14 protein-coding genes are annotated in these 12,671 nt (G+C 44.6%); 13 read left to right on the plus strand and 1 reads right to left on the minus strand.

The features are described 5' to 3' along the window. The first annotated feature begins 40 nt into the window (after positions 1–40). The 11 genes from fabD to MSG38_RS13155 all read left to right on the plus strand — a co-directional run bounded on the left by fabD (position 41) and on the right by MSG38_RS13155 (position 10,342). Positions 41–964, plus strand: coding sequence for an ACP S-malonyltransferase (gene fabD / locus MSG38_RS13105; RefSeq protein WP_086971807.1), 924 nt, complete (start codon positions 41–43; stop codon positions 962–964). Positions 965–989: 25 nt separating this feature from the next. Further along, positions 990–1,724 carry a 3-oxoacyl-ACP reductase FabG gene (gene fabG / locus MSG38_RS13110; RefSeq protein ID WP_029235138.1) on the plus strand — a complete coding sequence of 245 codons (735 nt, stop codon included), beginning with the start codon at positions 990–992 and terminating at the stop codon, positions 1,722–1,724. Positions 1,725–1,890: 166 nt separating this feature from the next. Next, on the plus strand, positions 1,891–2,124 hold the full coding sequence (gene acpP, locus MSG38_RS13115) for an acyl carrier protein (protein WP_004737381.1): 234 nt from the start codon (positions 1,891–1,893) through the stop codon (positions 2,122–2,124). Between the two features lie 93 nt (positions 2,125–2,217). After that, positions 2,218–3,462 carry a beta-ketoacyl-ACP synthase II gene (fabF, locus tag MSG38_RS13120; RefSeq protein WP_019821243.1) on the plus strand — a complete coding sequence of 415 codons (1,245 nt, stop codon included), beginning with the start codon at positions 2,218–2,220 and terminating at the stop codon, positions 3,460–3,462. A gap of 104 nt (positions 3,463–3,566) precedes the next feature. After that, positions 3,567–4,445 carry an aminodeoxychorismate lyase gene (pabC, locus tag MSG38_RS13125; RefSeq protein WP_248401986.1) on the plus strand — a complete coding sequence of 293 codons (879 nt, stop codon included), beginning with the start codon at positions 3,567–3,569 and terminating at the stop codon, positions 4,443–4,445. Further along, positions 4,442–5,458, plus strand: coding sequence for an endolytic transglycosylase MltG (gene mltG / locus MSG38_RS13130; protein ID WP_017062149.1), 1,017 nt, complete (start codon positions 4,442–4,444; stop codon positions 5,456–5,458). The genes pabC and mltG overlap by 4 nt, the downstream gene beginning before the upstream one ends. A 10-nt stretch (positions 5,459–5,468) precedes the next feature. Continuing rightward, positions 5,469–6,101 carry a dTMP kinase gene (tmk, locus tag MSG38_RS13135; RefSeq protein ID WP_019821240.1) on the plus strand — a complete coding sequence of 211 codons (633 nt, stop codon included), beginning with the start codon at positions 5,469–5,471 and terminating at the stop codon, positions 6,099–6,101. A gap of 6 nt (positions 6,102–6,107) precedes the next feature. Then, the gene (locus MSG38_RS13140) at positions 6,108–7,073 is read left to right on the plus strand and encodes a DNA polymerase III subunit delta' (protein ID WP_048617894.1); all 966 of its coding nucleotides are present in this window, start codon (positions 6,108–6,110) and stop codon (positions 7,071–7,073) included. Next, complete coding sequence (locus MSG38_RS13145) at positions 7,064–7,831, plus strand: YchF/TatD family DNA exonuclease (RefSeq protein ID WP_050651549.1); 768 nt, start codon at positions 7,064–7,066, stop codon at positions 7,829–7,831. The genes MSG38_RS13140 and MSG38_RS13145 overlap by 10 nt, the downstream gene beginning before the upstream one ends. Positions 7,832–8,276: 445 nt before the next feature. Next, positions 8,277–9,707, plus strand: coding sequence for a PTS glucose transporter subunit IIBC (gene ptsG / locus MSG38_RS13150; RefSeq protein ID WP_048610590.1), 1,431 nt, complete (start codon positions 8,277–8,279; stop codon positions 9,705–9,707). Positions 9,708–9,937: 230 nt separating this feature from the next. Beyond that, positions 9,938–10,342 carry a hypothetical protein gene (locus MSG38_RS13155; protein ID WP_048610592.1) on the plus strand — a complete coding sequence of 135 codons (405 nt, stop codon included), beginning with the start codon at positions 9,938–9,940 and terminating at the stop codon, positions 10,340–10,342. A gap of 92 nt (positions 10,343–10,434) precedes the next feature. Here MSG38_RS13155 and MSG38_RS13160 read toward each other — a convergent pair whose 3' ends face one another. Then, complete coding sequence (locus MSG38_RS13160; RefSeq protein WP_017067207.1) at positions 10,435–11,028, minus strand: outer membrane beta-barrel protein; 594 nt, start codon at positions 11,026–11,028, stop codon at positions 10,435–10,437. Between the two features lie 145 nt (positions 11,029–11,173). On the opposite strand from MSG38_RS13160, the gene MSG38_RS13165 reads away from it, so the two are divergent. Beyond that, positions 11,174–11,263: a YnhF family membrane protein gene (locus MSG38_RS13165; protein ID WP_100214626.1), complete on the plus strand. Its 90-nt coding sequence runs from the start codon at positions 11,174–11,176 to the stop codon at positions 11,261–11,263. 41 nt (positions 11,264–11,304) lie between these two features. Then, positions 11,305–12,519 (plus strand): DUF6363 domain-containing protein, encoded by a 1,215-nt coding sequence (locus MSG38_RS13170; RefSeq protein WP_048610594.1) that lies wholly within the window; start codon positions 11,305–11,307, stop codon positions 12,517–12,519. Positions 12,520–12,671: the final 152 nt, after the last annotated feature.

The following is a 12,671-nucleotide window of genomic DNA, read 5'->3' on the forward strand; positions in this document are numbered from 1 at the left end:
GCCTTATTCAATTTTTTGCTTTGCTTAAAGGAAAATTACAATGAGCAAGTTTGCTATCGTATTCCCAGGCCAAGGCTCTCAAGCTATCGGTATGCTTGCTGACCTAGGCGAACAGTATGATGTTGTAAAACAGACATTTGCTGAAGCTTCAGAAGCACTTGGTTACGATCTATGGGCATTGGTTCAAGATGGTCCAGTAGAAAATCTAAATGAAACTTTTCGCACTCAACCGGCTCTACTAACAGCGTCTGTTGCAATTTGGCGTGTATGGCAAGAGCTTGGCCTAGAGCAACCTGTAAATCTAGCAGGTCACAGCCTAGGTGAATACTCTGCACTTGTATGTGCTGGCGTTATCGACTTTAAAGAAGCGATCAAGCTGGTTGAACTACGTGGTCAATTGATGCAAGAAGCAGTTCCTGCAGGCGTTGGCGCAATGTACGCAATCATTGGTCTAGACGATGAAGCGATTGCTAAAGCGTGTGAAGAAGCTGCGCAAGACGAAGTTGTGTCTCCAGTTAACTTTAACTCTCCTGGCCAAGTTGTTATCGCGGGTAACAAAGCGGCAGTAGAGCGTGCTGGTGTACTTTGTAAAGAAGCGGGCGCTAAGCGTGCACTTCCGTTACCTGTTTCTGTGCCGTCTCACTGTGCACTGATGAAGCCAGCAGCAGACAAGCTAGCGGTGGCTCTAGAAGCTCTAGAGTTCAACACGCCAGCATTGCCTGTTATCAATAACGTTGATGTTATTGCTGAAACAGACCCTGCAAAAATTAAAGATGCACTTGTTCGTCAGCTATATAGCCCAGTTCGTTGGACTGAAGGTGTACAAGCGATGAATGAGCAAGGCGTTGAGAAGCTACTTGAATTAGGCCCTGGTAAAGTTCTTACTGGTCTAACAAAACGAATCGTAAAAACTATGACAGCTGCTGCAGTTAATGATACTGCATCACTAGAAGCTGCTAAGTAAATAACCACTTAATAGAGAAGTTATGATGAATTTAGAAGGCAAAGTTGCACTAGTTACAGGCGCAAGCCGTGGCATCGGTCGTGCAATCGCTGAACTTTTAGTTGAGCGTGGTGCTAAAGTTATCGGTACTGCGACATCTGAAGGCGGCGCAGCTGCAATCAGCGAGTACCTTGGTGAGAACGGTAAAGGTCTTGCTCTTAATGTAACGGATACTGACTCAATTGCTGCTACACTGAAAACCATCAACGATGAATTCGGTGCGATTGACATTCTAGTTAACAACGCAGGTATCACTCGTGATAACCTACTGATGCGTATGAAAGACGACGAATGGAATGACATCATTGATACTAACCTAACGCCTATCTTCCGCATGTCTAAAGCTGTATTGCGTGGCATGATGAAGAAGCGTCAAGGCCGTATCGTAAACGTTGGTTCTGTAGTAGGTACTATGGGTAACGCTGGTCAAGCTAACTACGCAGCTGCAAAAGCAGGCGTAATTGGTTTTACTAAATCAATGGCTCGTGAAGTTGCGTCTCGTGGCGTTACAGTGAACACTGTAGCTCCTGGTTTCATCGAAACTGACATGACTAAAGCGCTAAATGATGACCAACGTGCAGCAACTTTGGCGAATGTACCAGCAGGTCGACTAGGTGACCCTCGCGAAATCGCTGAAGCTGTGGTATTTTTGGCGTCACCTGCGGCAGCTTATATCACAGGTGAAACACTTCACGTCAATGGCGGTATGTACATGGTGTAAATTATGTGCAACATTTGTGCATGATTTAAGTCAAGATCATACGTAATTTCGGTTAAAATCGTGAAAATTGTGGTTTGACCAGAAAAGTTGACCTTGCAACTTTCAATAGATTGAATAAACTACGGAAAACATCGCATAAAGCGAACTCTGTAAAGGAAAAGAAAAAATGAGCAACCTCGAAGAACGCGTAAAGAAAATCATTGTTGAACAGCTAGGTGTAGACGAAGCTGAAGTTAAAAACGAAGCTTCTTTCGTTGATGACCTAGGTGCAGATTCTCTAGACACAGTAGAGCTAGTAATGGCTCTAGAAGAAGAATTCGACACTGAAATCCCAGATGAAGAAGCTGAGAAAATTACTACTGTTCAAGCAGCTATCGATTACGTAACTAGCGCTCAGTAATAATCTCTCCCAGGCGGTCACCTCGACCGCCTGTGTTTTATCTAACTCATCTATCCTCATCTTAAATCACCTCAATCCCCGGAGTGTAAAATCGTGTCCAAGCGTCGTGTAGTTGTCACTGGCATGGGTATGTTGTCACCGGTAGGCAACACTGTAGAATCTTCTTGGAAAGCCCTGCTAGCTGGTCAAAGTGGTATCGTTAATATCGAGCACTTTGATGCAACCAATTTCTCAACTCGTTTTGCAGGTCTAGTTAAAGACTTTAACTGCGAAGAGTATATGACTAAAAAAGATGCTCGTAAGATGGACTTGTTCATCCAGTACGGCGTCGCAGCAGGTATTCAAGCTTTAGATGATTCAGCCCTAACTATTACTGAAGAAAACGCTCCACGTGTGGGTGTTGCTATCGGTTCTGGTATTGGTGGTCTTGGTTTGATCGAAGCCGGTCACCAAGCTCTAACTGAAAAAGGCCCTCGTAAGATCAGCCCGTTCTTCGTACCGTCGACGATCGTGAATATGATTGCTGGTCACATGTCTATCATGCGAGGCCTACGCGGTCCAAACATCGCGATTTCTACTGCATGTACGACTGGCCTACATAACATTGGTCACGCGGCTCGTATGATTGCATACGGCGATGCTGACGCAATGCTAGCGGGTGGTGCTGAAAAAGCATCAACTCCACTAGGTATGGGCGGTTTTGGTGCGGCTAAAGCACTTTCTACTCGTAACGATGAGCCTCAAAAAGCTTCTCGTCCATGGGACAAAGGCCGTGATGGCTTCGTTCTTGGCGACGGTGCAGGCATGATGGTTCTTGAAGAGTACGAACATGCGAAAGCTCGTGGCGCTAAGATTTACTGTGAGCTAGTTGGCTTCGGTATGTCGGGTGACGCTTACCACATGACATCTCCAAGTGAAGATGGCTCTGGTGGCGCACTAGCAATGGAAGCGGCTATGCGTGATGCTGGCATTACTGGTGAACAAATCGGTTATGTAAACGCACACGGTACTTCGACTCCAGCAGGTGACGTAGCGGAAGTTAAGGGCATTAAGCGTGCTCTTGGCGAAGCAGGCAGCAAGCAAGTATTGGTTTCTTCTACGAAATCAATGACAGGCCACCTTCTAGGTGCTGCTGGTTCTGCTGAAGCTATCATCACGGCAATGTCTCTGGTTGACCAAATTGTTCCACCGACAATCAACCTAGATGATCCTGAAGAAGGCTTAGATATTGACTTAGTACCTCACACTGCGCGTGAAGTTAGCAACATGGAATATGCTGCATGTAACTCATTCGGTTTCGGTGGTACAAACGGCTGTTTGATCTTCAAAAAGATTTAATCATCTTATTAAAGACGTAAACACTCGTAGATAGTCACAATTAGACTTGTTTTTAAACGGCTTGATGCTTTAGCATTGAGCCGTTTCTTTTTATGGGGAAAAACATGTTTTGGGTTGATGGAGAAAGCCAGCAAACTGTCGATATTTTGGACCGCTCGTTTCAGTACGGAGACGGCTGTTTTACGACAATGCTCGTGAGTGATGGTGAGATACAACATTTTCACGATCATCAGCACCGTGTCGAAGAGTGCCTTAAAGCGCTACGCATTTCTGCTCTTGATTGGGATGTTGTTAGCCTTTGGCTCGATACTGCGCTTCAACACATCCAAGATAACGCTCTTCATGACACAAAGAGCCTTGGTGGTTCAGGCAAGCTCGATAACGCAAACAAACCTCATAATCAAAAAGCAGGGATCAAGCTGCACGTTAGCCGGGGCGCTGGTGGGCGTGGCTACAGTACTAAGAATATCGCTAAGCCGACAATCACCATCAGTACTTTTGATTACCCAAGTCATTATTCAGCGTGGCAAGACTCCGGTGTTGAACTCGGTATCTGTCATCAAGCGTTAGGTTTGAGCCCACTACTTGCTGGCCATAAGCACAATAATCGTCTTGAGCAGATTTTGATGAAAGATGAAATGGATCAGGCTAATGAAGTGGATGGCGTGGTTCTTGATATATCGGGCAATGTGATTGAAACCACCATGGCCAATCTGTTTTGGCGTAAAGGTCAGGCGATATACACACCTCAACTCACTCAAAGTGGTGTAGCGGGGGTTATGCGTAAGCAAGTGTTAACCGCGCTGAATCAAGCTGAACTTTCCGTTACAATTAGTGACTACTGCTTATCTCAACTCATGCAAGCTGATGAGGTTTTCATGACCAACTCCATCTTAGGGGTTGCCCCAGTTACCCGTATTAGTGATACCCAATTTAACATTGGAACCGTTACTCGTAGCCTTCAAGGACAACTAAACTCGTGATCAAAAAGTTATTTATTTTTATTATCTTGTGCTTAATCGCAGCCGGTGCTGCTGGTTTTTATGTTTACAACCAAGCGCAAGATAACCTGAAACAAGTTATTCAATTAGAAAAACCACAAGTCGTGACTGTTGCTTCAGGTAGCAGCTTTAACCGCGTTCTAGCCCAGTTGATTAACGAGGGGCTTTTTGAGGCTTCTCCTTACGAGAAATTAATCCGTAAGTTACATCCTGAGCTTGTAGACGTAAAAGCCGGTACTTTCCTGCTTGAACCGGGTTTAACCTTAGAGCAAGCGCTACAGGTGCTTGTAGAAGGGAAAGAACACCAGTTTACCATTACCTTTGTAGAAGGCAGTCGTTTTGACGAATGGCTTGTTCAGCTAAAAGACAACGAATTCATTCAACAGACATTGGATGGCGTTTCTGAAAAAGAGATCGCTGAAAAGTTGGGTATTGAAAACGAAAAGCTAGAAGGTCTCTTTTTAGCAGAAACGTATCACTACACCTACGGCACCACTGATTTAGATTTACTGAAACGCGCGCATCGAGACCTAATGAGCGTGGTGAATGAAGAGTGGGAAAATCGAGCGGATAAACTTCCTCTTAAATCGCCATACGAAGCGTTAATTCTTGCGTCTATCATTGAGAAAGAGACCGCTGTTGCGTCAGAACGTGAGCGTGTCTCTTCTGTGTTTGTTAACCGTCTAAACAAGCGTATGCGTTTGCAAACTGATCCAACCGTTATCTATGGCATGGGTGACAGCTACGATGGCAACATCCGTAAGAAAGACTTACGCACGCCAACGCCTTACAACACCTATACAATGAGTGGCTTGCCACCGACCCCTATCGCTATGGCAGGCAAAGCGTCTATCAACGCGGCGTTGAATCCAGAAAAGAGCAACTATTTGTATTTCGTTGCGAGTGGAACAGGCGGTCACGTATTTTCAAAGAGTTTGACTGAGCATAACCGTGCAGTGCGAGCTTACTTAAAGCAATTAAGAAAAAACAGATAAAGAAATAATTATGAATCAGTCGAAATTTATCGTGGTTGAAGGCCTTGAAGGCGCTGGCAAAAGCACAGCAATCAATGCCATCGTTGAGACATTAAAAGCATCGGGTGTTGAGGATATTGTTAATACTCGTGAGCCGGGCGGTACTGTCTTAGCTGAAAAGATGCGTTCATTGGTTAAAGAAGAGCACGAAGGCGAGAAGCTTCAAGACATGACTGAATTGCTGCTGATGTATGCAGCACGTGTTCAATTAGTCGAAAACGTCATCAAGCCGGCACTCGACAATGGTCAATGGGTATTGGGTGATCGTCATGATATGTCTTCACAGGCATACCAAGGTGGTGGTCGTCAGATCGCACGCACGACTATGGAATCACTGAAATCAACCACGCTAGGCGGCTTTAAACCCGATCTAACGCTATATTTGGACCTAGACCCTAGAGTAGGGCTAGAGCGTGCTAGAGGTCGTGGTGAGCTTGATAGAATTGAAAAGATGGACATCTCATTTTTCGACCGCACGCGTGAGCGCTATCTAGAAATTGCAGAACAAGATGATTCTGTACTTGTGATTAACGCGCAGCAAGAAATTGAGCAAGTAGCCGCTGATATTAAAGTCGCGCTAACTGCTTGGCTCGACAAACAGTAGGTAGTCATGGCTGAAGTGTATTCTTGGCTCACACCGGTATGGAGTGAGTGGAAAAAAAGTCTCGATGCGGAGCGTTTTCCTAACTCTGTGATTGTTAATGCACCGGAAGGGCTCGGCGTTGATGCGTTGATTAGCCAACTTACCGACGCATTGATGTGCACGAACTATGAAAGCGAGTCGTGCGGGTTTTGCCACAGCTGCGAATTAATGAAGTCGGGCAGTCATCCTGACTTTCATGTGATCTCTCCAGAGAAAGAAGGTAAGTCGATCACGGTTGATCAAGTGCGTGCCAGTAACCGCTGGGCTCAAGAGTCTTCTCAGTTAGGTGGTTTGCGCGTTATTTTGCTTAATCCTGCTGAAGCAATGAACGAATCGGCTTCCAACGCACTATTGAAAACTCTGGAAGAGCCATCAAGCAAGTGCATCTTCATTCTGTCTACTCGCAACAGCAATCGCTTAATGCCAACGATTATTAGCCGTTGTCAGCAATTCAATGTGGTTAGCCCGCAGTTGGAGACAGCATCGGCGTGGTTAGATGGGGAAGTGGGCAAAGCGGTACCGCAGTATATTTTAGCACTCAATGACAACGCACCTTTAAAAGCAAAAGCGATGTTTGAGCAAGGTGGCGTTGAAGCCTCAACAAAAGCGCTCGATGGTTTTGTGAATGTGATAAAAGGCACTCAACCTGACATGCTAAAGTTCTCTACAGAGCTTAGCAAAGACCCTTTGATTCAACTTGGCTGGCTTTGGCATCTATTGTCAGATGTACAGAAGCTGCATTTTGGTTTGGCGAATCAGGCTTTCACTCCGAGTGCGAAAGCACTGTGTGAGGTGATGTCTTATCAAAGTGCTTATGCAGCATCGAATAAACTGCTGATATTGATTGAGCAGTTAAAGCAACACCCTGGGCTCAATACGGAGCTACTCATAATGAATTGGCTGATAGCCACTTGCGAGGAAACATGTTCGTAGATTCCCACTGTCATTTAGACAAACTGGATTACCAAGATTTACACACCAGCGTAGAAGATGTGGTTAACAAGGCGAAGGCTGCTAACGTAGACCAACTGCTTTCTGTCGGTGTGACACTCGATTCGTTTGAAAACATGCTCGAGATGATCTCGCCGTTTGATAACGTTAAAGCTTCTTGTGGCGTTCACCCTCTCGATGTTGAAAGTGATTTCAGCTTAGAGACAATGCGTGAATACGCGAGCAACCCTAAGGTTGTGGCGATTGGTGAGACAGGTTTGGATTATCACTACCAACCAAAGACGGCGGAGCTGCAGCAGCTACGATTTAAGCAGCATGTTGAGTTGGCCGTTGAACTGAATAAACCTTTGATCATTCACACTCGTAACGCACGTGAAGATACATTAGCTATTTTACGTGATGGCGGAGCTGAGAAGTGTGGTGGTGTGATTCACTGCTTTACCGAAGATCAAGCGTTCGCAGAAGCAGCAATGGAACTAGGTTTCTATATCTCAATTTCAGGTATTGTGACCTTTAAGCAGGCTACAGAACTTAAAGAAGTTGTTAAAAACCTACCGCTAGACAGGTTGCTGATCGAGACGGATTCTCCATACTTGGCACCAATTCCATATCGTGGAAAGCAGAATCAGCCTGCATATGTCGTTGAAGTTGCGGCCTACATTGCGCAATTAAAAGGTGTGTCGATGAAAGAGGTTGCCGAACAAACGACCAAAAATTACCAAAAACTTTTTTTGCGATAAAAATCTAAGTAAACAAATAAAAGGGAGCGAAAGCTCCCTTTTTGTGTTTTTGATCACCAAAAATACGTTTTTTTTTAATGTTTACGAATTATGTTGAACTTGAGAGCGCTAATTATAACATTTGTAATTTTGTTACTAAAAATAACATTCGCTCCTATTTTATTTACCCAGTAAAATAATAGGGCTCTTGAAAAATACTTATATATTTCAATGCATTAAACGCTTGTAAAGCATTGCATCTCTAGATTTGACATGTGATCCAAGACGTGTTTTGAAACTAAATTTTGTAAGTGACTAGAAAGTTAGTTCCCCATCAATATATATTTAGCGGCAGAAAATATAATGCAATACATGGTTACATTTTCGCAGGGTGCTAACATATAGGCTACGGGGGTGTGCCGTTAGAACCCAATATAATTATTTTATCTTTATCAGGAGCATAAACATGTTTAAGAACCTTTTTGCTAGCCTGCAGAAAGTTGGTAAGTCTCTGATGCTTCCAGTATCAGTTTTACCAGTTGCGGGTATTTTGCTAGGTGTCGGTGCAGCAGATCTTCCTTTCATTCCAGAAATCGTTTCAAACTTAATGGAACAAGCTGGTGGTTCAGTATTCGGTCAAATGGCACTACTGTTCGCAGTAGGTGTTGCACTTGGCTTTACTAACAACGATGGTGTAGCGGGTCTAGCTGCTATCGTTGGTTACGGCATCATGACTGCTACACTTGGCGTAATGGCTGGTGTAATGGGCGTTGATAAAATCGATACTGGTGTACTAGGTGGTATCCTAGTCGGTGGTGTTGCTGCTTGGGCATTCAACCGTTTCTTCCGTATTCAACTACCAGAGTACCTTGGCTTCTTCGCTGGTAAGCGTGCTGTGCCAATCATCACAGGTTTCTCTGCGATTGGTCTAGCAATCCTACTATCTGTAGTATGGCCACCAGTTGGCGGCGCTATCTCTGCGTTCTCTGATTGGGCTGCTCACCAAAACCCACAAGTGGCGTTTGGTATCTACGGTATCGTTGAGCGTTCTCTAATTCCATTTGGTCTTCACCACGTTTGGAACGTACCTTTCTTCTTTGAAGCTGGTACTTGTGTAAACGCTGCTGGCGAAACTCAAAACGGTGTTCTTACTTGTTACCTAGTTGCTGATGACGCATCTCGTGCAGCGGGCAATGGCTTCGGTCAGCTAGCTGGTGGTTACATGTTCAAGATGTTCGGTCTACCTGCTGCTGCAATCGCGATTGCACACTCAGCTAAGCCTGAAAACCGCGCTAAAGTAATGGGCATCATGGCTTCTGCTGCGTTGACTTCATTCCTAACGGGTATCACTGAACCAATCGAATTCTCTTTCCTATTCGTTGCTCCAGTACTGTACGCAATCCACGCTCTACTAGCTGGTTCTGCATACGTTCTTGCGAACACTCTAGGTTTTGTACACGGTACATCTTTCTCACACGGTCTAATCGACTTCCTAGTTCTATCTGGCAACGCGTCTAAGATGGGCCTAATGGTTGTATGTGGTATTGCTTACGCTGCAATTTACTACATCGTATTCCGTACTGTGATTAAAGCACTTGACCTTAAAACTCCAGGCCGTGAAGACGAGACTGAAGAAGAGTCAGTTGCGACTGGTTCTGAACTTGCTGGTGAGCTAGTTGCTGCATTCGGTGGCAAAGCGAACATCACTGGTCTTGACGCTTGTATTACTCGTCTACGTGTTGCAGTTGCTGATACAGCAGTTGTTGACCAAGACAAACTGAAGAAACTAGGCGCTGCAGGTGTTGTTGTAGTTGCTGGTGGCGTACAAGCTATCTTCGGTACTAAGTCTGACAACCTTAAGACAGACATGGATGAGTGGATCCGTAACAACGGTTAATTCACTGATTCAATAAATTGAAAGGAGGCCGAAAGGCCTCCTTTTTTGTTTTCTGCTCTATGAAAGATCTTTCCGCGTCTAATCCTCTCTAACTCAGAGAGTTACCATTCAACTCGATCCTTTGATGGTCGTTCCCAAATTTTTCGTGTCGTTTATCTTTTACCCAGCGATGACACCTTTTGCTGAGATTCCAGTAGACTTTCGTTTTTTAAATACAGTCTGAGAATATTATGAAACATCGTTACTTGATCGGCCTTATGTGCTGCAGCGGAGCCTCGTTTGCTCAAGCTTCTGAAGCTCCAGCTTTGGAAGTTGGACTCGCCATTGACCAAGACCTGAGTGTCGTTGTGGAATTTGATCAGAAATACCGTGCTACGATTGGCAATGACGGCGCTGCATTTGATTACATTTTGAAGCGTGGTCAGTTCGAAACGGAAGCTCCGCTGAGCTGGTACGTCGGTGCTGGTGCTTGGGCTGAATGGAATGACGACTTTGGCTTACGATTGCCATTAGGCGTGAAAGTGAATTTCTACGAAGGTTGGAATGCTTACGCTCAAGTTCACCCTGAACTCGATATGTATAAAGGTGTTGAGTTGCAAATAGGCGGCGCTTTAGGTGTTACCTATAAGTTCTAATCTGAACTAAAACCGTTTTAATAATGAAAAAACCAGCATTTAGCTGGTTTTTTCGTTTGGGCCGATCTTATATTTTTGCTTCATTGAGCCGCTTAGAAAGTAAAACTCAGTCCGACATTGGCTTGGAATTGGTTCATCCAGTCGGTATCAAAGCGAATGATGCACTCTTGCCCGTTATTTGGGATATTACAAACACCGGAGGTATCGTTGTCGACAACCGTGCCTAACCAACGTACTTGTGTGTTCAACGCTAGTCGGTCACTAAATTTGTACTCTAAGCCACCAAAGATAGACGTTGAGAATCCATACTTATCTTTTGCCCAGTCTACATCGACGTAAGAAGCACCCAGGCCTAGCCCTAGATAACCCGACAACACAGGCGAAGCAGGGTAGTAGATGCTGCTTTGAAGGTGCAGGTATTGGATGGAGGAGCTTAGGTTGAGTGTTTCTAATTCCGAGCTCTGATTGGAGTAGAAGAAGCCGATGCGTCCTTTTTCAAGTGGCGTTTCAATGGCAAAGGTGTAATTTTCAGAGCCTTTCATGTCATAGGTTTTACCGTCCTGGTCTTCGACACTGCCACCGCCGGTATAACCTACCATAGGTGTAATGATGATTTCCGGCGAAGCATACGCGCTTGAAACGGAGAGAAGCGTAATCAGTGCCATCATATTTGCTTTGTTATTCATGAGTATATCCTTATCCATACACTTACTAATTGTGATGGTTACATCAATATTGTGCGACTAATTTCGACGATTCTTGAAGATACTTCACACACCTGATAGTACTTAAATAGAGACTCGACAAATTAATAATAAGCCAGAGGTGTCTATGGACCATAATCTGAAAAATGCCCTACAAATTACCGTGTTTATCTACATGATCATTCTTTCATTTGGCTTTATTGCGATTGGTAGTTAATACCATCTATTGCGAGGCTGAGTTTTGATACTCAGGGAATAATGAATAGTGGGATTATAACCAATATTGATACAGCAATAGACTTGGATTATTACGCTAAGTTTATTGCTGGAAAAACAGCACTGGTCGCTCAAGGTGGCGGACAGAGAAGTATTTTTACTTCTGGAGTGCTGGATGCCTTTCTTCTCTCAAATTTTGACCCCTTCGACGAATTTTTTGGTACCTCAGCAGGTGCTCTCAACTTATGTGCTTATCTGTGCCGTGATAAAGGCCTTGGACGTTCTTTTGTTCTCGACCTCACAACCTCACCAGAGTTCTTCAATCTCTTTTCCTATATACGACACAGAAAGAACCTAGGATTAGAATGGGCGCTAGAACAAATTATGGCTTACCCATATAAGCTCGATCTGGATTTAGGGCGACAAACGCTAGGCGATCGCCACTTCTATGCGGCTGTAACGGATTCCAAAGACTTACGAGACCACTACTTCCCATTATTGGGCGAAGATTGGTACAAGGTGATGATTGCGACCTGCGCCATTCCTCGCTTGTACAATGATGAAGTCTTTATTGGTGACAGTGCTTATGTGGACGGTGGTGTATCGGCGTGTATCCCGGTTCAGGAAGCGTGGCGAAGACAAGCCCGTTCTATTGTGGTGATTCGTACTGAGCCAGTGGTGGAGGAAGGTAATACCCATTTGGTTGAAGCACCAGTTAAGGGATCTTCAGTCAAAGCGCCTAAACCAATCTCTGCCGAAGAACTGGAGTGGTTCCGCGAATCTTTCGATAGTGTTCAAGGTCATTGGCAACAGAAAGTGGAACAGTGGAAAACCGACTGGACCTCTTTCTTCCAACAACAAATTATGCGCTCAAAAGAGCAGAAGCGTGACCGTGGGCATTTAGATCTGCTAAATGGTGGTCGCTGGCTATTTGGTGCAGATGATATTTATCGCTTAAGTCATTTAATCGGGGATAAGTTTGATTCAGGCTTGGCTGACATGCTGATGGTGCATTATCAGACCTACTCATTAACTCAGGATTTTTTGAATTCGCCACCAGACGACGCGTTTGTGGTACAGATAGCGCCAAGTCAGCCGCTAAAATCGAGTTCATTAATGAGCGACAAAGAAGACCTGTTGCACGATTACGAAATGGGCTTAGAAGCCGGTTACCGATTTGTAGAAACCTACACCTCAACGGAAAACGCTCGCAATTCTCATATGCCACAGTTAGCCACCATTGCTGCTGGCAAGTAATTCTCGAAGTTGATGAGCTAGCATGCTGTGAGCTCGTTATGCTGTTTAAGCAGATTGTAGTGAGTCGTGTTCTGAAATGAAAAAGGGTTATTGAACTTGGTTCGATAACCCTTTTAAGTTTTTGAGATTAGGCGAATCGTTTCGCCTTAAGG

Origin of the sequence: Vibrio sp. 1CM24A (assembly GCF_023161725.1) — a bacterium.
GTDB classification, from domain to species: domain Bacteria; phylum Pseudomonadota; class Gammaproteobacteria; order Enterobacterales; family Vibrionaceae; genus Vibrio; species Vibrio coralliirubri.